Annotated in this window: 19 protein-coding genes; 11 read left to right on the forward strand and 8 right to left on the reverse strand. The window is 62.9% G+C overall.

Annotated elements, in window-relative coordinates:
- The first annotated feature begins 24 nt into the window (after positions 1–24).
- A complete protein-coding gene (gene tlpA, locus LB547_RS27855) occupies positions 25–705 on the forward strand; it encodes a thiol:disulfide interchange protein TlpA (RefSeq protein WP_140584044.1) in 681 nt (226 codons plus the stop codon).
- Between the two features lie 190 nt (positions 706–895).
- Here tlpA and LB547_RS27860 read toward each other — a convergent pair whose 3' ends face one another.
- Positions 896–1654 carry a Crp/Fnr family transcriptional regulator gene (locus LB547_RS27860; RefSeq protein WP_140513873.1) on the reverse strand — a complete coding sequence of 253 codons (759 nt, stop codon included), beginning with the start codon at positions 1652–1654 and terminating at the stop codon, positions 896–898.
- Between the two features lie 261 nt (positions 1655–1915).
- On the opposite strand from LB547_RS27860, the gene LB547_RS27865 reads away from it, so the two are divergent.
- From LB547_RS27865 to LB547_RS27895, 7 genes are all read left to right on the forward strand, one after another.
- Positions 1916–2239, forward strand: a complete 324-nt coding sequence (locus LB547_RS27865; RefSeq protein ID WP_140500802.1) for a circadian clock KaiB family protein — start codon at positions 1916–1918, stop codon at positions 2237–2239.
- Positions 2223–3716 (forward strand): circadian clock protein KaiC, encoded by a 1494-nt coding sequence (gene kaiC / locus LB547_RS27870; RefSeq protein ID WP_140500803.1) that lies wholly within the window; start codon positions 2223–2225, stop codon positions 3714–3716. Before LB547_RS27865 ends, kaiC begins: the two co-directional genes overlap by 17 nt.
- Positions 3713–4837, forward strand: a complete 1125-nt coding sequence (locus tag LB547_RS27875) for a two-component system sensor histidine kinase NtrB (protein WP_140763197.1) — start codon at positions 3713–3715, stop codon at positions 4835–4837. Before kaiC ends, LB547_RS27875 begins: the two co-directional genes overlap by 4 nt.
- 393 nt (positions 4838–5230) lie before the next feature.
- Positions 5231–6535, forward strand: a complete 1305-nt coding sequence (gene ugpB, locus LB547_RS27880; RefSeq protein WP_140763200.1) for a sn-glycerol-3-phosphate ABC transporter substrate-binding protein UgpB — start codon at positions 5231–5233, stop codon at positions 6533–6535.
- A 239-nt stretch (positions 6536–6774) separates the two neighbouring features.
- Entirely contained in the window at positions 6775–7659 is an 885-nt protein-coding gene (gene ugpA, locus LB547_RS27885; protein WP_140513871.1) for a sn-glycerol-3-phosphate ABC transporter permease UgpA, read from the forward strand.
- A gap of 8 nt (positions 7660–7667) precedes the next feature.
- A complete protein-coding gene (gene ugpE / locus LB547_RS27890; RefSeq protein WP_140500807.1) occupies positions 7668–8516 on the forward strand; it encodes a sn-glycerol-3-phosphate ABC transporter permease UgpE in 849 nt (282 codons plus the stop codon).
- A 7-nt stretch (positions 8517–8523) separates the two neighbouring features.
- Entirely contained in the window at positions 8524–9573 is a 1050-nt protein-coding gene (locus LB547_RS27895) for a sn-glycerol-3-phosphate import ATP-binding protein UgpC (RefSeq protein WP_140763203.1), read from the forward strand.
- Positions 9574–9618: 45 nt separating this feature from the next.
- Here LB547_RS27895 and LB547_RS27900 read toward each other — a convergent pair whose 3' ends face one another.
- The 3 genes from LB547_RS27900 to LB547_RS27910 form a co-directional block, all read right to left on the reverse strand.
- Entirely contained in the window at positions 9619–10701 is a 1083-nt protein-coding gene (locus LB547_RS27900; protein WP_140500809.1) for an ABC transporter ATP-binding protein, read from the reverse strand.
- A complete protein-coding gene (locus tag LB547_RS27905; RefSeq protein ID WP_181165391.1) occupies positions 10698–12278 on the reverse strand; it encodes an ABC transporter permease in 1581 nt (526 codons plus the stop codon). Before LB547_RS27905 ends, LB547_RS27900 begins: the two co-directional genes overlap by 4 nt.
- A gap of 168 nt (positions 12279–12446) precedes the next feature.
- Positions 12447–13454: an iron ABC transporter substrate-binding protein gene (locus tag LB547_RS27910; protein ID WP_140584047.1), complete on the reverse strand. Its 1008-nt coding sequence runs from the start codon at positions 13452–13454 to the stop codon at positions 12447–12449.
- 297 nt (positions 13455–13751) lie between these two features.
- On the opposite strand from LB547_RS27910, the gene LB547_RS27915 reads away from it, so the two are divergent.
- The 3 genes from LB547_RS27915 (at position 13752) to LB547_RS27925 (ending at position 17079) form a co-directional block, all read left to right on the forward strand.
- The gene (locus LB547_RS27915; protein ID WP_140500812.1) at positions 13752–14303 is read left to right on the forward strand and encodes a sigma-70 family RNA polymerase sigma factor; all 552 of its coding nucleotides are present in this window, start codon (positions 13752–13754) and stop codon (positions 14301–14303) included.
- Position 14304: 1 nt separating this feature from the next.
- Positions 14305–14943, forward strand: coding sequence for an NrsF family protein (locus LB547_RS27920; RefSeq protein ID WP_140500813.1), 639 nt, complete (start codon positions 14305–14307; stop codon positions 14941–14943).
- A 240-nt stretch (positions 14944–15183) separates the two neighbouring features.
- Complete coding sequence (locus LB547_RS27925) at positions 15184–17079, forward strand: PAS domain S-box protein (RefSeq protein WP_224655978.1); 1896 nt, start codon at positions 15184–15186, stop codon at positions 17077–17079.
- Between the two features lie 34 nt (positions 17080–17113).
- On the opposite strand, the gene LB547_RS27930 is transcribed toward LB547_RS27925, so the two are convergent.
- The 4 genes from LB547_RS27930 to LB547_RS27945 all read right to left on the reverse strand — a co-directional run bounded on the left by LB547_RS27930 (position 17114) and on the right by LB547_RS27945 (position 20801).
- On the reverse strand, positions 17114–17992 hold the full coding sequence (locus tag LB547_RS27930; RefSeq protein WP_140500869.1) for a 3-hydroxybutyryl-CoA dehydrogenase: 879 nt from the start codon (positions 17990–17992) through the stop codon (positions 17114–17116).
- A gap of 119 nt (positions 17993–18111) precedes the next feature.
- Positions 18112–19041, reverse strand: coding sequence for an electron transfer flavoprotein subunit alpha/FixB family protein (locus tag LB547_RS27935; protein WP_140763206.1), 930 nt, complete (start codon positions 19039–19041; stop codon positions 18112–18114).
- A gap of 19 nt (positions 19042–19060) precedes the next feature.
- Positions 19061–19810: an electron transfer flavoprotein subunit beta/FixA family protein gene (locus LB547_RS27940; RefSeq protein ID WP_140525441.1), complete on the reverse strand. Its 750-nt coding sequence runs from the start codon at positions 19808–19810 to the stop codon at positions 19061–19063.
- Between the two features lie 190 nt (positions 19811–20000).
- Positions 20001–20801 carry a rhomboid family intramembrane serine protease gene (locus LB547_RS27945; protein WP_140500872.1) on the reverse strand — a complete coding sequence of 267 codons (801 nt, stop codon included), beginning with the start codon at positions 20799–20801 and terminating at the stop codon, positions 20001–20003.
- Positions 20802–20816 lie beyond the last annotated feature (15 nt).

A 20816-nucleotide genomic window follows, 5' to 3' on the forward strand; every position in this document is an offset into this window, starting at 1 on the left:
CGTGCTCGGAGCAGTTTTGAGAACATGGCAGACGGAAACAGATTTTTCCCGGCCCCGCGCCTGATCCTCGCCGCCCTGGTGGCGGGAGCGCTGGCCGGCGCGGTCGCGGTATATGTCAGCGAGAGCCAGTCTGGCAACAACGCCGCGTCGCAAGTCGCCGTCGGAGACAGCAAGGACGATGTCGCCTGCGCCGCCAAGAGCGAACGCGCCAAGAAGATCGCCGCAGCCGCCACCGGCGAGGTCGCGGCGCTCTTGCCAGCCGATCCGCCGCAATCGATGAAGAGCCTCGCCTTCAACGGCCCGGACGGCAAGCCGATGACCATCGCCGACCATGCCGGCAAGACGGTGCTGCTCAATCTGTGGGCGACATGGTGCGCGCCATGCCGCGCCGAAATGCCGGCGCTGGACGCCTTGCAGAAGGAGAAAGGCAGCGATGCGTTCCAGGTCGTCGCCGTCAACGTCGATGCCGGCGATGACGTGAAGCCGAAGAAGTTCCTCAAGGACACCAGCGTCGAGGCGCTCGGCTATTACAGGGATTCGACGATGGCGCTGTTCAACGAACTCAAGACGCGCGGCCTGGCGCTCGGCCTGCCCGTCACCATGCTGATCGACGGCGAAGGCTGCCTGATCGCCCATATGAACGGCCCGGCCGAGTGGTCGGGGCCGGACGCCAAGCGGCTTGTCGAGGCCGCGCTCGGGTCTTGAAGAGGCTGGGACAAGGCTGGGCGCAAGCGCGGCTTGACCACGCAACGGTTCCGCCCAGCCCATCCGCGGCGGCCTGAGCCGACCCGGTCAATTCGTCGAATGCCTGGATCGGCGCCGGCTTGCCGAGATAGTAGTCCAAGCTCGGCGTCCAGGGACTCACCTTAAGGACATATATGGCGAGCCGTTTGTGCTATCGGCCAGACGAGCCGTTGGTCGGCAGGGGATAGACGCCCTTCAATACTTCGTCGAAGTGATGACTGACCGCCGCATTGCACTCGCAAGCAAGCCACCGCAGGCCGTCGACCTTGCGAACGACGATCCGGGCACGATGGGTCTCAATGAGACCGTGTTCTTTCAGATCGCGTATGACGCGGCTCAAATAGCTCCGGCCGACTCCGAGCATTACGGCGAGCTGTTCTTGTGTCAGCGCCAGATCGGGAGTGCCCGTCCGATCAATGGCGGCCAGCAGCCATTTCGCTGTCCGTTGCTCGATCGAATGCGCGGCATTGCAGGCGACGGACTGGAACATCTGCGCCATCAGGCAGTCCGCGTACCGCGCGAACAGATTCCGTAGCGTCGACGACCTGGACTTCGCCTCTTCAAGGTTAAGCAGGTCGATGCGGAAGAACGAACCTCCCAATTGTACTTCAGCGCGAGCGTAAGCTGGGAGCCTGCCTTGGCTGACAACTCCGCCAATTGCCCCTTCTCGTCCGACCAGAGCCGTCTCGATCGCACGCCCGTCGCTCAGCACGACGAGATAGGAAATCAGGCTGGGACCTCTCGGGAAGTATGCATGGCGAACCGTGTCACCAGGTTCATAAAGCAGTGTTCCGGTGGGGGCCGACCACTCATCCAGCCAAGGCTCGAGGATTGCCCAATCTGCCGCGGTGAGTGCCCGCAGAAGATTGTTGCCGATCATGCCGGAGTCTATGTGGGCGCGGGCTTCCATTTACACTCCTCCGAACGATCGCTTGCGGCCCATATCCCAATAACCGGAGAAATGTCCACTAGTGCGCAGACGCGCAAAGCGCGAATGTCTAAGAAGTGACAGGGGTGCTGATCCAGGCCCCATCGAGCGCGAGCTGTGGCGCGTCGGCTCCAGGCGAAATGCTAGAAGATCGCCCAAGGCGGACAACAAAGCCCTGCGGTTGAATTGCTGGCGTGTCGCGTAGAGCACGTCGATACTGAACCCGTGCAACCAGCGTGAGATATGAACCCGGAACAACCGCCCGCTTCAGGGGCCCATCCCCTTCTCCGGCTCTACATCGCCGGAGACACGCCCGGTGCTCGTCGGGCACTGGAAAGCCGCCTGAAGATAATCGAGGAGATGAGCGCATCCATTGAAATCCAGATCTTCGATATCCTGGAACATCCTCATGAGGCGGAGCGAGCAGGGATACTAGCAACGCCGACGCTCTCCGACGAATCCGCTGATCCCCCGCGCCGTCTGGTGGGCGACATCAGCAATATCGCTCAGGTTCTGGACTATTTCGGTTTTCGCAAGAAGGATGATATTCATGACCGCGACGGATGAGATCTCTATCGACCCGGTTCTTGAACGCGTCAATACAGGGATCGAGGCTTTTGACGACTTGGTGATGGGTGGCTTGCCGCGCGGACGCACCACCATCGTGGGCGGCACGCCCGGTAGCGGCAAGACCGTATTCGCCACGCAGTTCCTGGCGCATGGCATCACCGGTCTCAATGAGGCCGGTGTCTTCGTCACTTTCGAGGAGTCGCCAACCGAGATCGAGGTAAACATGGCGAGCTTCGGCTGGGACATCCGCGGCTGGCGAGCGGCGGACAAGCTTGTTTTCGTCGATGCGAGCCCGCGCGATCAGGACCAGGTGGTTGTGGGCGATTTCGACCTCGCCGGTCTTCTGACCCGCATTCTGCACGCAAGCCGAAGCGCCGGGGCAAAGCGCATCGTGCTCGATTCGGTTACCCAACTTTTCGATCATTTCGTGGCCGAGCAGACGGCAGTGCGCCGCGAACTTCTACGTATTGCGACCGCGCTGAAGAAAGAAGGGCTGACGGTCCTTATGACCGCGGAACGCAACAGTGAATATGGTGAAATCTCCCGTCACCGAATAGAGGAGTTCGTCGCAGACAATGTCGTGATCCTTCGCAATGCCCTTGATCGCGAGCGCCGTCGGCGGACCATAGAAGTCCTGAAAATGCGCGGCAGCCGTCACGTTGAGGGCGAAGTGCCCATAACGCTGGTCGCCGAACAGGGCATCGTAGCTGTGCCTCTGTCATCGTTGCGCCTGGAGCAGCAATCAAGCACGAAACGGGTCACCAGTGGTAATTCCGAACTCGACAAAATGTGCAGCGGCGGGTTCTTTCGCGACAGCGTAACCCTTGTCAGTGGAGCCACAGGCACCGGAAAGACTCTACTTGTCACCAACTTTCTAGCGGGCGGAGTGGCTGCGGGCGAACGCGCCTTGCTCGTCGGCTATGAGGAGAGCCGCGGCCAGCTTTTCCGCAACGCGCGTAGCTGGGGCGTCGATTTCGAAGCGATGGAGGCGGATGGTCGCCTGAAGGTAGTCTGCCTTTATCCGGAAGCGCAGAGTTTGCCGGATCACCTTCTGATGATCCGCGAACTGGTGGCGGAGTTCAAACCCGATCGCATGGCAATCGACAGCTTGTCGGCATTGGAGCGCATCGCGCCAGAAACCGGGTTTCGTGAGTTCTTGATCAGCGTCACCTCCTTCATAAAGAAGCGCGAAATTGCCGGCCTTTGCACCGCTACCAACAAATCGCTTGTCGGAGGCCAGAGCGCTAGCGAGCAGCATATTTCCACACTCACCGATTCGATCATTCTGTTGCGCTACATTCAGCAGGAAGAATTCATGCATCGCGGCATGATGGTGCTGAAAATGCGCGGCAGCGAACACGACAAACAGATACGGCGCTTCACCATCGACAGTGGCGGTATGCATCTTGGAAAGCCCTTTGACAGCGCGCCTGATGTGTTCGGCGACTCCGCCGTGGACAACACGTCGACATGAAGAGCGCCTTGAATACGGCGCAAAACGCCGCCGAAATGCTGGAATCGCCCGGAGATACATCTCCGGCTGGCATCAGCCAGCTCAGCTTTCGCCAGTTGATCGAAAATACCGCCGACGGGATGCTGGTGGTCGATTTGGACGGAACAGTGCTCTATGCCAATCCTGCGGCAGCCGTAATTTTTGGACAGCCGCTTGACGAACTCCTCCACGTTCCGCTCGGCCGTCCGGTCGTCTCCGGAGAGATCGCCGAGATCACCGTTCACCGTTCCGGCCGCAAGCCGGCAGAAGTGGAAATGCGTACGGTCGAGGTTACCTGGGACAGCAGGCCTGCATTGCTTGCCAGCCTGCGCGATGTCTCGGCCCAGCGATCAAGAGAAGAAAACGCACGCCAGTCACAAAAGCTCGAGGCCATTGGACGCCTCGCAGCTGGCATTGTCCATGACTTCAACAACCTACTCGCCGTTTTCGGGTCTGGCCTTCGGCTTCTGGAGAAACAGATCGCTAAAGATCCTGCGGATGAGAAAGTCGCTCTGCTGGTCGAGGAGATGTTCAGGCGGATCGAAAATGGAGGAGCGCTAACACAGCAACTGCTTGCCTTTTCGCGACGCCAATCCCTGGCCCCGGAACAGATTGATCTCAATGAACGTATCAAGGGGCTGACGACGCTGCTGGAACGGACGTTGGGGAGCGGTATCCGGGTGCAATGCAATCTGGATCCAGCCTTGGACCCTATCCTTATCGATGCCAACCAGCTCGACATCGCCGTTCTTAACCTTGCGGTGAACGCCAGAGATGCAATGAAAGGCAGTGGCACCCTCACGATTGAGACCAGCAATTTTCCAAATGATCTGGAGGATTTGCGTTCAGCGGCGGCTTCATTTGTTCGCGTGACTGTACGCGATACCGGCTGTGGAATGAGCAAGGACACCCTGGCGCGCGTTTTCGAGCCGTTCTTCACAACAAAATCGGAAGGGCAGGGTACGGGACTCGGGCTAAGCCAAGTTTACGGCTTCATCAAGCAATCCGGTGGGCATGTCCGAATCGATAGCGAAATCGGTCAGGGAACAAGCCTGCATCTCTACTTGCCGCGCGCTTCTGGAACCCAGCGGCAGCAGAACTGAGCGGCGGCAGACCCATTCCCGGCCAGCAGACTGATTGGCCGATGTCAAATCCGTCAGGCTGAGCGCGGGACGGGAATTTCCACGCATCGACCGAGCAAACCGACGCCTTTTTCAGCGTTGTCATGTCAGCGTTGTCATGTGCTGTTAGACGCCGTTCGTCGGTGAGGTCGCTGACCGTCTCGAGACAGGTCCCTGGTACATCAATTCAAGCAGCAAGCCGCTATGCAATCCTTTTCCGGGTCACTTTCATCCGGAAGTGAACGCTACTTTAGCCGGACATGAAGTGCGCCTGCCCGCAACAAAACCGTTGTCCGCTGCGCGCGAACGACACATAGTGCCATTGCGGGAGTGCCCCTTTCGCCAATGACAAGCAATGAGAACGGGAGACGAAACATGAAGTTCTTTGGCTTCGCGGCCGGTGTCGCCGTGACCCTGCTTTCCACAACCTCCGCCTTCGCCGTCACGCACATCAGCTGGTGGCACGCCATGACCGGCGCCAACGCAGAGGTCGTCGACAAGATTTCCAAGGATTTCAACGCCAGCCAGGGCGACTACCAGATTGTTCCGGTTTTCAAGGGCACCTATCCCGAAACGCTGAATGCCGGCATCGCCGCCTATCGCGCCGGCCAGTCGCCTGACATCATCCAGGTGTTCGATGTCGGCACCGGCGTGATGATGGCGGCCCGGGACGCGATCAAGCCAGTGGCCGAGGTGCTGACCGGCGCCGGGATGAACTTTGACAAGAGCCAGTATCTGCCAGGCATCGTCGGTTATTATTCGACGCCGGACGGCACCATGCTGTCCTTCCCCTACAACTCCTCCTCGCCGATCCTCTACTACAACAAGGACATCTTCCAGAAGGCGGGGCTCGATGTGAACAACCCACCCAAGACCTGGAACGAGGTGTGGGAGGATGCCAAAAAGATCAAGGCGAGCGGCGCCGCCGCTTGCGGCTACACCTCGACCTGGCTGACCTGGATACACCTGGAAAACTTCGCGGCGTGGAACGATGTGCCGTGGGCCACGCAGCAGAATGGCCTGGCCGGCGGTGATGTCGAACTCAAGATCAACTCGCCGATCTTCGTCAAACATTTCCAGGCGCTCGCCGATCTGGCCAAGGACGGCACCTTCAAATATGGCGGGCGCACCTCCGAAGCCAAGCAGATATTCCTCGCCGGCGAATGCGGCATCTTCACCGAATCCTCGGGCGGCCTAGGCGACATCGTCAAGTCGGGCATGAACTACGGCATTGGCCAGTTGCCCTATGACAGCGACGCCAAGGGCGCGCCGCAGAACACGACGCCGGGCGGTGCCAGCCTTTGGGTCTTCGGCGGCAAGTCCGACGAGGAGTACAAAGGCGTCGCGGCTTTCTTCGCCTATCTGTCCAAGACCGATGTGCAGGAATATCTGCACCAGAAATCGGGATACCTGCCGGTGACGCTCGCCGCCTATGAGGCGACGAAAAAGTCCGGCTTCTACGACAAGAATCCCGGTCGCGAGACGCCGATCCTGCAGATGACGGGCAAGGCGCCGACCGACAATTCGAAGGGCGTGCGGTTGCCGAACCTGCCGCAGGTGCGCGACATCCAGAACGAGGAGTTCGAAAAGATGCTTGCCGGCCAGGAAACCGCCCAGCAGGCGCTCGACAATGCGGTCACGCGTGGCAACGCGGCGATCAAGGAAGCGCTGGGGAATTAGGGCGCGTCCGAACCTATCGAGTTATAGTCCTTGCTCTACGAGGCCCCCCTCTGCCCTGCCGGGCATCTCCCCCTGAAGGGGGGAGACTGGCTGTCGCGACCGTTTTCGGCGATTGTCAAAGCTGGAGAATGGCAGCTGCCGCAGGAACTGCCAATCTTCCTCCAAGAGGGGGAGATGCCCGGCAGGGCAGCGGTGAGCGCCGTAGAGTGCCGCTCGGCTTTCCACGCCGGAGCGGCGCATTGACCCCGCGCGTCGTCTTTCCCAACAAAGTCTTGCCATACCTCCTGGTGGCGCCGCAACTTGCCATCACGCTGGTGTTCTTCTACTGGCCGGCCGGGCAGGCGCTCTACCAGTCGATGCTGAGGCAGGACCCGTTCGGGCTGAGGAGCAGGTTCGTCTGGTTTGCCAATTTCCGCAAAGTGCTTGCCGACCCGGCCTATCTCAACTCGATCAAGGTCACAGTGGTGTTTTCGCTCGCGACCGTGATCGTTGCCATGGGCGTGGCCCTGCTCCTTGCCGTGATGGCGGAAAAGGTGGTGCGCGGCAAAGGCCTCTACCGCACGCTGATGATCTGGCCCTACGCGGTGGCGCCGGCGATTGCAGGCATGCTGTGGCTGTTCCTGTTCAATCCATCGATCGGCTCGCTGTCTTATCTGCTGAGACGTTTGGGCGTCGCCTGGGATCCGCTGCTCAACGGCACCGACGCCATGATCCTTCTGGTGGCGGCGGCCGCCTGGAAGCAGATCAGCTATAATTTCCTGTTCTTCGTCGCCGGGCTGCAGGCGGTGCCGAAAACGCTGATCGAGGCGGCGGCGATCGACGGCGCCGGCGAAACCAAGCGCTTCTGGACCATCGTCTTCCCGCTTTTGGCGCCGACGACGTTTTTCCTTTTGGTCGTCAATACCGTCTATGCGCTGTTCGACACGTTCGGCATCGTCCACGCCGTCACCGGCGGCGGGCCGGGCAAGGCCACCGAGACACTGGTCTACAAGGTCTACAATGACGGCTTCGTCAATCTGATCCTCGGCGATTCGGCGGCGCAGTCGGTCATCCTGATGGTCATCGTCATCGCGCTCACCGCCATCCAGTTCCGCTACGTGGAACGGAAGGTTCATTACGGCTGAGGAGCGCGATGATCGGTCAATCCCCGTTTCGCATTTTCCTTGCACATGCCGTGCTCATCCTCGGCATACTGATCGTGGCCTTTCCGATCTACTACACTTTCGTTGCCTCGACGCAGACGCTGCAAACCATCCTTAGGCCGCCACTGCCTTTCCGGCCGGGCAGCGAGTTCTGGAACAATTACGGCGAGGCGCTGTTCGGCGGCGTCGGCCGCATCGGCGGGCTCGGCGTCGGCAGGCTGCTCCTCAACTCCACGATCATGGCGCTCGGCGTTGCGGTCGGAAAGATATTCATCTCGATCCTGTCGGCCTATGCGATCGTCTTCTTCCGTTTTCCGCTGCGCATGACTTTCTTCTGGCTGATCTTCATCACCCTGATGCTTCCCGTCGAGGTGCGCATCCTGCCGACCTACAAGGTAATGGTCGACCTCGGTATGATCGACACTTATGCCGGACTGATCATCCCGCTGATCGCCTCGGCCACCGCAACGTTGTTGTTCCGCCAGTTCTTCATGACCATCCCGGGCGAGTTGGTCGAGGCGGCGCGCGTCGACGGCGCCGGTCCATGGCGGTTCTTTTTCGATATCCTGTTGCCATTGTCGCGCACCAATATCGCGGCGCTGTTCGTCATTCTTTTCATCTACGGCTGGACGCAGTATCTGTGGCCGCTGCTGGTCACCAACAGCAACGATATGAACACCATCGTCATCGCACTGAAGAAGATGGTCTCCTTCGCCGATGCCGACACCCAATGGCATTTGGTCATGGTCACGGCGATCCTGGCAATCTTGCCGCCAATCCTGGTTGTGGTGCTGATGCAGCGCTGGTTCGTGCGCGGACTGGTCGACACCGAAAAGTGAGAAGCCGATGGCGACGGTCGATCTGAGGGACGTGAAGAAAGTATATGCCGGCGGCGTCGAAGCCGTGAAGGGCGTCTCCATTGCCATTCCCGACAAGGAACTCTGTGTGCTGGTCGGGCCGTCCGGCTGCGGCAAGTCCACGCTTTTGAGGATGATCGCCGGGCTGGAGACCATTTCTTCCGGCACGGTCGCTATCGACGGCAAGATCGTCAACACGATCGGCCCGACCGAGCGCGACATCGCCATGGTGTTCCAAAACTATGCGCTCTATCCGCATATGAAAGTCTACGACAACATGGCTTACGGGCTACGCAATCGCGGTACGCCCAAGGACGAGATCGACAGCAGGGTTCGTTTGACCGCCAAGGTGCTGGAGCTTTCAGCGCTGCTTGACCGGCGCCCGCGCGAGCTTTCAGGCGGTCAACGCCAGCGCGTCGCCATGGGCCGCGCTATCGTGCGCAATCCGAAAGTCTTCCTGTTCGACGAGCCACTCTCCAATCTCGATGCCAAGCTGCGCGGCCAGATGCGGGTCGAAATCAAGAACTTGCAGCGCTCGCTCGGTGTCACCTCGGTCTACGTCACCCATGACCAGTTGGAAGCGATGACGTTGGCCGACATCCTTGTCGTCATGAATGGCGGATTGGTCGAGCAGGCGGGCGCGCCACTCGACATTTACGAAAAGCCGGCCTCGACGTTCGTCGCCTCTTTCATCGGCGCACCGCCGATGAATCTTCTGTCCCTTTCGGGTCCGGCGCTGACCGGCAGCAAGACGAGCGACTTTGCGCCTGCGAATGCCGTCACGCTTGGCTTCCGCCCCGAGGATGCCGATGTCACTTTCGCGGCCGAGGCACCGTCCGGCGCGCTCGTGCTGCCGACAATGGTGGAGGCGGTCGAGCCGGTGGGAGCGGACAGCTTTCTTCACTGTGCGGCAGGAGGCGACCGCATCGTCGTGCGTGTGGCCGCGCGCGCAACAGCCAAGCCCGGCGACCAGTTGCGCGTCGTGGCCAAGGCCGAGAAACTTCACTGGTTCGATCAGGCTGCAAAGAGGGTCGACTGACGCCAATCTTGCATGCTGATCAGCGAGCCGCGAACCGTCGGCCGGTCAGGCGAATACATGCGCCTGTCCCGACACGGTGAGCCGGACGATCTCACCGACCGCCGGCGCGTCCATGCCGGACTTGCGCAGGATCAGCGGCGTGCTGCCGATGGCGGCGGCGTCCGGCGGGTCGGGGCTGTTGAGCAACCGCACCGCGACCGTGCAGGTCGAGCCGGCGAATTCGGATTCCGTTACCTCGCCAAACAGCATGTCCGGCGTGCCGGACATGCCCTCGCGCGATGTCCGCTTCAGTCCGATCTGCTCCGGCCGCAACATGATGCGGGCGACATCGCGGCTGTCCGATGTATCCACGGCGATGCGGCCAAGCGGCGACGTGGCGAAACCACCCGCTATCTTCGCCGGCAGGATGATGGCGTCGCCAAGGAACTCGGCAATCATCCTGTCCTTCGGCTTGAGATAAAGTTCGCGCGGCGTGCCGACCTGCGAGAATCGGCCCTCGCGCATCACAGCGACCTGGCTGGCGAAGGACAGCGCCTCGGCCTGATCGTGCGTCACCAGGATGGTGGTGATGCCGGCGGCTTCGAGCAGTTCCGCCACGGCCTTGCGCATGGAGGCGCGCAGGCCGGTGTCGAGCGCCGAGAACGGTTCGTCGAGCAGCATCAGCCGCGGCTTCATCGCCATGGCGCGGGCGAGCGCCACGCGTTGCTGCTGACCGCCGGAGAGTTCGTGCGGGCGGCGCTTCAGGATCGCCTTGTCCAGCCCTACTATATAGGCCAGTTCGACGATGCGTTCGGAGCGTTTGTCCAGCCTGCGGTCCATCCCGAAACCGATATTGTCGCCAATCGTCAGGTGCGGAAACAGGGCGCCGTCCTGTGCAACCAGGCCGATACCGCGGCGGTGCGCCGGAACGGCGCCGCCGCTGTCGGCCAGCATCTTTCCGTCAAGCACAATGCTGCCCTGGTCGGGCGCCTCGAAACCGGCGATCAGCCGCAGCAAGGTGGTCTTGCCGCAGCCGGACGGCCCGACGATGGCCGTGCGGCTGCCGCTGGCGATGTCGAGATCGATGCCGGCAAGCGCCGCGACCGGGCCGTAATGCTTGTGCAAGCCCCTGAGTTCGAGAAAGCTCATCGTCCAGCCATCCGTTTTGACTGGACATAGAGCAGCCAGGTCAGGGGCAGCGACATCGCCACCATGATGAAGGCGTAAGGTGCTGCCGAAGCGTAGTCGATCTCGCCGCTGTAGGACCAGAACGCCATCGCCAGCGTGCGGGTGCCGTTCGGCGCCAGCATCTGGGTCGCGGTCAGCTCGTTCATGATGCCGAGCGCCACCAGCGCCATGCCGGCGGCGGCACCCGGCGCCGACAGGCGGATCGTCGTCGACCACAATGCATGGAGCGGCGACCGCCCGAGGCTGGACGCGGCGCGCTCGAGCTCGACCGGCGCCTGCGCGATCGACGCCCGCAGGCTGATCAGGGCGCGGGGCAGGAACATCAAGGCATAGGCAACCAGGATGGTGAACAGGGTCTGGTAGAGCGGCAGGGCGATGCGCACGGTGATGGTGACCAGCGCCAGTGCGATCACGACCCCGGGCAGCGATCCGACGATGTAGTTGCAGCCCTCCAGCAAGCGCTGCAGAGGCCCCGGCGCGCGGATCGAGATCCAGGCCATCGGCATGGCGGCGACGGTGGCGAGCAGCGCGCCGGCGAGCGCCAGGAACAACGTCTGGCCGAGCGCCAGGCCGATCTCGTCGAGCCGCCAGACCTCGGCGCCGCCGGCGGCAAGCCAGCGTCCGATGGTGACGAACGGTACGCCGAGCGCCAGAAGCGTGGTGGCGGCAAGCAGCAGCAGGCAAGGCACGGTCGCCCGGCCGAGCGGCGCGCGCTGCTGGTGGCGCGCGGCGCCCGAACCGACGCGGGCATAGCGCTCTTCCCCGCGCACCAGCACCTCCAGCCCGAGCAGCACGAAGCAGCAGCTCACCAGCACGCCGGCCAGCATATTCGCGGCCGGCCCGTTGAAGGTCGACTGGAACTGGTCGACGATCGCCGTGGTGAAGGTGTCGAAGCGGATGAAGACGTAAAGGCCGTATTCGGCCAACAGGTGCAGGCCGACCAGCAATGCGCCGCCACAGATGGCAAGCCTGAGCTGCGGCAGCACGACGCGCCAGAACACACGCCAGGGACCAAGGCCGAGTGCGGCCGCGGCGTCTTCGAGCGCCGGATCGAGCCGGCGCAGGGCCGCCGATACCGGCAGATAAAGGAACGGGAAATACGCTATGACAGAGACAAGCACGCCGGCCCACAAGCCATGCAGCCCGGGCACCATGGTGATCCAGGCATAGCTGTGCACGAAGGCGGGAATGGCGAGCGGCGCCACGCATAGCCAGGCCCACAGCCGGGCGCCGGGCAGGTCGCTGCGTTCGGTCAGCCAGGCCAGCGCCACCGACAGGATGATGGCGATCGGCACGGCGAGCGCGACAAGCAGGACGGTGTTGGCCAGAAGCTCGCCGACACGCGGCCGGAAAACCAGCGCCGAGACGGTTTCCCAACCGGTCTGCACGGCAACCCAGACGATGAAGGCAAGCGGCAGCAGGGCCAGCAGCGAAACGAAGATAGCGGCGGCAACGATCCACGACGCAGCGCGCCGGCGCGCCCTGCGGCGCGTCCTCGGCGGCAGGCCCGGGCTTGCGATGTCGGCCGCGAACTGCATCGGCTCAGACTTCGCGCCCTTGCCGCCCGGCGGCGGCAATCGAAAGACCACGATCATGGTCGGGAATACAGCGTGTCGTCATCGACGAATGCCATCTCGAAAAAACAAAACGCTCCCGCGGAATTCCCGCGGGAGCACGGCCGGTGTCCTTATTAGGACGAACGGCAACTAAAGCAAGCCGGCCGCCGTCATCAGGTCGGTGGCCTTCTTGGAGTTCAGCGTCGCGGCATCGATCTTCGGCGCCTGCAGGTCGGCCAGCGGCACCAGCTTCGGATTGGACTCTGCGCCCTTGCCGACCGCGTATTCGAAGGACGTTCCGTTCTTCAGCACGTCCTGGCCGCCCTTGCCGGTCACCCACTTCAGGAAAGCCTGGGCTTCCTTGGGATGCTTGCTCGAAGCCAGCACGCCACCGCCGGAGGTCGAGACGAAGGCGCCCGGATCCTGGTTTTTGAAATAATGCAGCGCAACGTTCTTGCTGTTCTCGCCGGTCTTGGCCTGATCGCCGAAGTAGTAGTAGTGATAGATCACGCCGCCTTCGATCTCGCCGGCGTTGACCGCCTTCATCACGGTGCTGTTGCCCTTATAGGCGGTGAAATTCTGCTTCATCGCCTTCAGCCAGTCCGCTGTCGCGGCTTCGCCCTTGAGCTGCAGCAGCGCGCTGACGATAGCCTGGAAATCGGCGCCCGACGGCGAGGCGGCCCAGCGGCCTTTCCAGCTCGGATCGGCAAGGTCGAGCAGCGACTTGGGCAACTGGTCGGCCTTGAGCTTGGTGGTATTGTAGGCAAAGACGGTGCTGCGGGCGGCAACGCCGACCCATTTGCCGCTCGCTGCCTGATAATCCTGCGGAACCTGCGCCAGTGTGTCGGCGTCGACCGGCGCGAACAGGCCGGCACTCTCGACCAGCACCATGGCCGGCGAATTCTCGGTCAGGAACACGTCGGCGGGCGAGGCGGTGCCCTCCGCGACGATCTGGTTGGAGAAATCGCTGTCGCCGCCATTGCGCAACGTGACCTTGATGCCGGTTTCCTTGGTGAAGCCGTCGGCCCATTCCTTGGCGAGGCTCTCGTGCTGGGCATTGTAGACGATGATGCCTGTATCCTCAGCCATCGCCTGGCCAGCCATCAGGCTGACCGCCACCACCGCGGCGCCGGCAAGGGTGGAAAGAGCGTATTTCATGGGCGTCGTCCTCGATCTCGTTGAACTGGCACGCAGCACCTATCGATACATGACAGGTGTAGTCAACATTTTTGGCCTGCTTCAATCGGCCGCTGGCGGCATAGGCCCATGCCAGGCGGACAATTCCGCGTGATGGCCGCGCGCGACCGACGGTCCAGGACACAGTCGCCGTCGACGAGCCCAAGTTCGCGTTCGCCCGCAATCTTTCGTGACTTGCCGGTAGTTTGCCTTGGACATTATTTCGCCGGCCACGTAACAAATCAGCGCCGAGGCGCGAAGATCGGGGAGTGAACTCTTGTGAGCGGCAAGGACGAGGCCGAGCTTTCCCGGCTGATGCGAGCCGCGATCGCGGGAGATGAAAGGGCCTATGCCGACTTTCTGCACCGGACGGCCGCTCTGGTTCGCGGTTTTGCCAGGCGCAAGATCGTCAAAGGCGGGGTCGATCCCGAGGATGTCGTGCAGGAAACCTTGCTGGCCATTCATGTGAAACGGCACACCTGGCGCCAGGACGCACCTGTGCTGCCCTGGGTCTATGCCATCGCGCGCTTCAAGTTGATCGACGCGTTCCGGCGGCGCGGACGGCGCATCGAGATCGATGTCGACGATATCGCCGAAACCTTCGCCGAGCCGGAAACGGAAACCGTCAGCGAACGCGACATCAGCCGGGCGCTCGACGGCCTGCCGCCGGCACAGCGCTCCGTGGTGTCGTCCGTGTCGGTGGAGGGGCGCTCGATCGGCGACACGGCAGCCAAGTTCGGCATCAGCGAAACAGCGGTGCGGGTTTCCTTGCATCGCGGACTTGCAGCCATTGCCAAGCGGTTCGGGCAGGGGCGGTTTGGGCGGGAATGACATGAGGACCGAGGATCTCATCAAGGCGCTTGATGCCGACGCCCGCAGCAAGGCGATGCCGCTGCGCTCGGCCTGGTGGCTGGCTGCCGGCGTGGCCGCCGTGATCGCGGGCGCGGTTTTCATGATGACGATCGGTCCGCGCCCCGACTTCATGGCTGCCGCACATACGATGCGCTTTCTTTCGAAGTTCCTGTTCACCATCGTGCTCGCCGCCAGCGCCTTCGCCTTCGTCAGGGCATTGTCGACACCGGGAGCATCGACAGGCAAGGCGGCGGCCTGGATGGCGGCTGCGCCCGTGCTCGTGGCAGTGGCCGTGGTGCTGGAGCTTTACGCCGTGCCCGAGGCCGACTGGGGCAGGCGTCTCGTCGGTTCCAACATGATGGTCTGCATGGGGCTCATCCCGCTGATCGGCATCGGCCCGCTTGCCATCTTCCTGTGGATGCTGCGCTATGGCGCGCCGACACGGCCGGTGCTGGCCGGCACGGCCGCGGGCCTGCTCGCCGGCGGGCTGGCGGCAACCTTCTATGCCGCGCATTGCTTTGATGATTCGCCGCTTTTCGTCGCCACCTGGTATACGATCGCGATCGCCGCGCTGGCGCTGCTCGGCGCGCTCGGCGGCCGGTTTTTCGTGCGCTGGTAGCGCGACGCCCGCTGCTGCATCCCGCGCGCATACCGATCCTTAATCATGCCGGCAAATGTTTGCCGGCCGGCGGCATCGCCGATACCCGACGCAACCTTTCCTTAAAATCGATCCGTCAGGATTTTCACGGGAAATGCGATTGCCCACGGGGTGGTACAAATCGTGGCAATGCGAAGGATCATCGGGCCGGCGCCGCACAGACGTGCGGGGTTGGCTCTGCTCGTGGGCGGGACAGCGGCGATGACGGCATCGATCCTGCTGTCGCGGCTGGATCCCGGCGCCGAGACGCTCGAATTATGTGTGCAGGCGTCGGTCGGTGTGGCAGCCGGCGCACTTCTCCTGGCCTGCATGTTCGCGCGCGTCATCCGCAAGGACCGCCGCCAGATCGCCGAGAGCGAGCAGCGCTTCCGCCGTGCCATGGAGGATTCCTCCATCGGCGTCGCCATCGTCGGCCTCGACGGGCGCATTCTTGAGGCCAACCCGGCTTTCGCTGCCATGCTCGACTACCGCCGCGACGAGATCGAGGCGTTGACCTTCTTCCAGCTCACGCATGCCGACGATCTGGAGATCGGGCGGGAGACGATGGAAGACCTGAAGGCCGGCAAGATCGATTCCTTTCATTTCGAGAAGCGCTATCTCAAGAAGGACGGCACGCCCGTCTGGGCCCGGCTGGCCGGCTCCGTCATTCGCGACGGGAATAGCGGCCGGCCGCTGTATCTCGTCTCGCAGATAGAGGACATCGATGCGCGCAAACAGGCCGAGGCGCGGATCGCCGAAGCCGAAACGCGCTGGAACTTTGCGTTGGCCGGCGCCGGCCAGGGCGTCTGGGACTTCGACAAGCGCAGGGGCGGCACCAACTATTCCTCGACCTGGGTCAAGATGCTGGGTTATGCCGACGGGGAACTCGACGGTGACCCCGATCACTGGCTGGCGATGATACATCCCGACGATCGCGAAGCCGTGGCCGAGGCGGACCGCGCCCATCTCGAAGGCCGCACGCCGTTCTTCGAGGCCGAATTCAGGATGCGCCACAAGGATGGCCGCTGGCTCTGGTTCCTCGACCGCGGCAAGGCGATCGAGCGCGACGAAGAGGGGCGGCTGATCAGGGCGATAGGCAGCCTGACCGACATCACCCGGCGCAAGCAGGCGGAGGAGCGCCTCGCCGTGTCGGCGGCCATGCTGGCCGACGAAAAGGAGCGCCTCAAAGTGACGCTCCAGTCGATCGGCGATGCCGTCATCTGCACCGATGCCGCCAACCGCGTCACCTTCATGAATCCTGTCGCCGAAAAGCTGACCGGTGTCTCTTGCAATGATGCCCTCGGCAAGACGCTCGGCCATGTCTATTGGGCGGTCGACGAGGAGACCGGCCACAGGATCGGCGTGGCGCGGCCTGCGATCGGCGGCCAGGGAGCCGATGACCAGAACAGCCGCGCCGTCCTCATCCGGCGCGACGAGACGCGCTGCAGCATCCGGCAGGTCGTGTCGCCGATCATGAACGAACGCAACGAATTCTGCGGACTGGTCATCGTCTTTCAGGACTTCACCGATGCGCGGGCGCTGCAGCGCCAGCTTGCCCACGCCGCCGCGCATGATGCGCTGACCGGCCTTGCCAACCGCGCGAGTTTCATCCGCGCCATGGAAGAACTGGTCGATCAGGCCCGCAAGGAGGGGATCGGACATCAGTTCATGTTCATCGACCTCGATCATTTCAAACTGGTCAACGACACAGGCGGCCACGCGGCGGGAGACGCATTGCTCAAGCGCGTTGCCGAGGCCGTGCGTGGCGTGCTTGGTCCGCAGGACATGGTCGCGCGTCTGGGCGGCGACGAATTCGCGGTCATTCTGAAGTCGGGCTCGGCTGCCGGGGCCAGAATCGCGGCGCGATCCATCATCGATGCGATACAGGGCCTCGACTTCACCTGGGAAGGCCGTCCTCATTCGATCGGCGCCAGCATCGGACTGGCTCCTATCAACGCAGATTGCGGCGCGGTCGACGAGATCATCGCCAGGGCAGACGCCGCCTGCTACGTGGCCAAGGCTGCCGGTCGCGGATGCGTGTCCATGGCGCCGGAGACCGATGCGAAGGACGACAGGGTCGAAATCGAGACGCCCACGCCCCTGGCCGCCGCGTCGTAAACCCGCGCGGCCAGGCCGTGATCAGTCTGGCGGGTCAGCGTGTCGGAACCGGATGCTCGCCGCGATAATCGTAGAAGCCGCGGCCGGTCTTGCGGCCGAGCCAGCCGGCCTCGACATATTTGACCAGCAACGGGCAGGGGCGGTACTTCGAATCCGACAGGCCGTCATGCAGCACCTGCATGATTGACAGGCAGGTGTCCAGGCCGATGAAATCGGCCAGCTGCAGCGGCCCCATCGGATGGTTGGCGCCGAGCCGCATGGCGGTGTCGATCGCATCGACCGTGCCGACGCCTTCATAAAGCGTGTAAATCGCTTCGTTGATCATCGGCAAAAGGATGCGGTTCACGATGAAGGCCGGAAAATCCTCCGAGACCGTGATCGTCTTGTCGAGCTGCTTCACATAGGTCTTCGCCGCCTCGAAGGTCTGGTCCTCGGTGGCGATGCCGCGCACCAGTTCGACCAGCTTCATCAGGGGAACCGGATTCATGAAGTGGATGCCGATAAAGCGCTCGGGGCGGTCGGTCTGCGCGGCTAGCCGCGTGATCGAGATCGACGAGGTATTGGTCGCCAGTATGGCCTCGGGATTGAGCTGCGGACAAAGCTGGGCGTAGATCTTGCGCTTGACCGTCTCGTCCTCGGTCGCTGCCTCGATGACCAGGTCGGCACCGGCGAGATCGGCCATGGATGGCGCCGCCGCGATGCGCGCCATCGCCTGGTTGCGGAGCTTCTCGTCGAGCTTGCCGGACCCCACCTGGCGGGCCATGTTGCCGCTGACAGTGGCGATGCCCTTCTCGATACGGTCGGGCGATATATCGTAGATCAGCACCTTGTAGCCCGAAAGTGCGGAGACATGGGCGATGCCGCCGCCCATCTGGCCCGCGCCGATGATGCCGATCGTTTCGATCTTGCTCATTACACCGATCCCGTCGAAAAAGGCCTTTGCGGCCTGCTTTTTGTGCGGTGCAAACTAAAAGGGTGGGGCGACTTCGTCTACCCCACCCCTCACAATTTAATACGCTTTGCGGCAGGGCGTCAAAGCGCCTTCTGCAACTCCGGCAGGACAACGAACAGATCGCCGACGAGGCCATAGTCGGCAACCTGGAAGATCGGCGCTTCCTCGTCCTTGTTGATGGCGACGATGATCTTCGAATCCTTCATGCCGGCGAGGTGCTGGATGGCGCCGGAGATGCCGACGGCGATGTAGAGGTCGGGGGCGACGACCTTGCCGGTCTGGCCGACCTGCCAGTCATTCGGCGCATAACCGGCATCGACGGCGGCGCGGGATGCGCCGACGGCAGCGCCGAGCTTGTCGGCGACCGGCAGGATGACCTCCTGGAACTTCTCCGAGGAGCCGAGCGCGCGGCCGCCCGAGATGATGATCTTGGCCGACGTCAGTTCCGGACGATCGGTCTCCGATAGCTTGTTTTCGACGAAGGAGGAGAGGCCAGGATTGGCCGCAGCGCTGACGGTTTCGACAGCGGCCGAACCGCCCTCGGGCGCCGCCTGGAAGGAGGCGGTGCGCACGGTAATGACCTTCTTGGCATCGGTCGACTGTACCGTCTGGATGGCGTTGCCGGCATAGATCGGCCGCTTGAAGGTGTCCGGCGAGACCACTTCGATGATCTCGGAGACCTGCGCCACGTCGAGCAAAGCGGCTACGCGCGGCGCGACGTTCTTGCCCGACGAGGTTGCCGGCGCGACGATGGTGTCATAGGAGCCGGCCAGCGACACGACGAGCGCCGCGGTCGGCTCGGCGAGACGCTCGGCAAGCTCGTCGGCTTCGGCCAGCAGCACCTTGCTCACGCCCTTCAGCTTGGCGGCGGCATCAGCTGCGCCCTTGGCGTTCTTGCCGGCCACCAGCACATGCACGTCCGAGCCGATCTGCAGCGCGGCCGACAGCGCCTTGGCGGTCTGGTCGGAAAGGGTTGCGTTGTCGTGTTCGGCGATGAGGAGAATGGTCATTTATCTGTTCCTTCCGATCTCAGAGCACGCCGGCTTCGTTCTTCAGCTTGTCGATGAGCTCGGCGACGCTCTTGACCTTGACGCCCGCCTTGCGGCCGCCCGGCTCTTCGGTCTTGATGACCTTCAGCCGCGGCTTGACGTCAGCGCCGTAGTCGGCCGGGCTCTTCTCGTCGAGCGGCTTCTTCTTGGCCTTCATGATGTTGGGCAGCGATGCATAGCGCGGCTGGTTGAGGCGAAGGTCGGCAGTGACGATCGCCGGCATCTTCAGCTCAACCGTCTGCAGGCCGCCGTCGACCTCGCGCGTCACCCTGGCCTTGTCGCCCTCCAGCACCACCTTGGAAGCAAACGTGCCCTGCGCCCAGCCGAGAAGGGCTGCGAGCATCTGGCCGGTCTGGTTGGAATCATCGTCGATCGCCTGCTTGCCGAGGATGACAAGGCCGGGCTGCTCGGCCTCGACCACGCCCTTCAGCACCTTGGCGACGCCCAGTGGCTCTGTCTGCTCGTCGGTCTTGACCAGGATGGCGCGGTCGGCGCCCATGGCGAGCGCGGTGCGAAGCGTCTCCTGCGCCTGCTGCGGGCCGATCGACACGACGATGATCTCTTCGGCCTTGCCGGCTTCCTTGAGCCGGATCGCCTCTTCCACCGCGATCTCGTCGAATGGGTTCATCGCCATCTTGACGTTGGCCAATTCCACCGCCGAACCGTCAGCCTTGACGCGAACCTTCACATTCGCATCCACAACCCGCTTTACGGGCACAAGGATCTTCATTTTCCTGTCACCTCTCTTGAGATAGTTGGGGCGCGCTATACCAGCGTGAACCCTGTCAGAGTTGTCGAAAGCCGACATTCCGGATGGAAATTCTGCTCTTCAACCGCCAAAGGCGGGCGGAAACGCTTCCGTAGTTGCGGCGAACCCGCACGTCAATATGCCACGGCGTCGGGCAATTCACTCAATCGGTTCAGTCGGGGCCGGGGGCACTTCCCCGACCCCAGCGTGGCACGGGCTGCGCGGCAATCGGCTCGTTTACGGCCGGATCTACGGCGATGGCGGGCTGGTCGGCGGGTGCGGCCTCTTCGTCCGCGCCCGCAAAAAGCGGCACGCCGCGGCTGCGCAGCACGAGCACCAGCACGGCGCCGGCGATGATGCCGCCTATGTGGCAGGCCCAGGAAATCTGGTCCTCGCCACCGGCGGCGAACATGACGATCTGGAACAGCACCCACAGGAGGAGCGGGATGAAGGCCGGGATGCGCAGCGGAATGCGGGCAAAGGCCAGCACCCAGACCTTCACCCTGGGATAGAGGATCAGGTAGGCGACGACCACGCCGGCGATGGCGCCGGAGGCGCCGATCAGCGGCACCTGCGAGTCCCACGCGATGAGGCCCTGGAAGGCGGCTCCGGCGATGGCGCACAGGAGGTAGAAGATGAGATAGCGGATATGGCCGAGCGCGTCCTCGACATTGTCGCCGAACACCCACAGGAACAGCATGTTGCCGCCAAGGTGGAAAATGTCGGCATGCAGGAATGAGTAAGTGAGATAGCTCAGGCTTTCGGGAATGACGATAAAGCGCGGGTCGAGCTCTGCCGTGTCATGCACCACGGAGGGGATGAAGCCGAGGCCGAGCACGGCGGCATTGGTGAAATTCTCGCCCCCGAGCGCGGTGGCGCAATAGACCAGCGCGTTGGCCAGGATCAGGGCGATCGTCACATATTGCAGCCTGATGTGCCGCAGCCTGTTGGTGTCGTAGAGCGGGATGAACATAGGTGCCTGGCCTCT

Origin of the sequence: Mesorhizobium sp. B264B1B, assembly GCF_020165765.1 — a bacterium.
Lineage (GTDB): Bacteria > Pseudomonadota > Alphaproteobacteria > Rhizobiales > Rhizobiaceae > Mesorhizobium.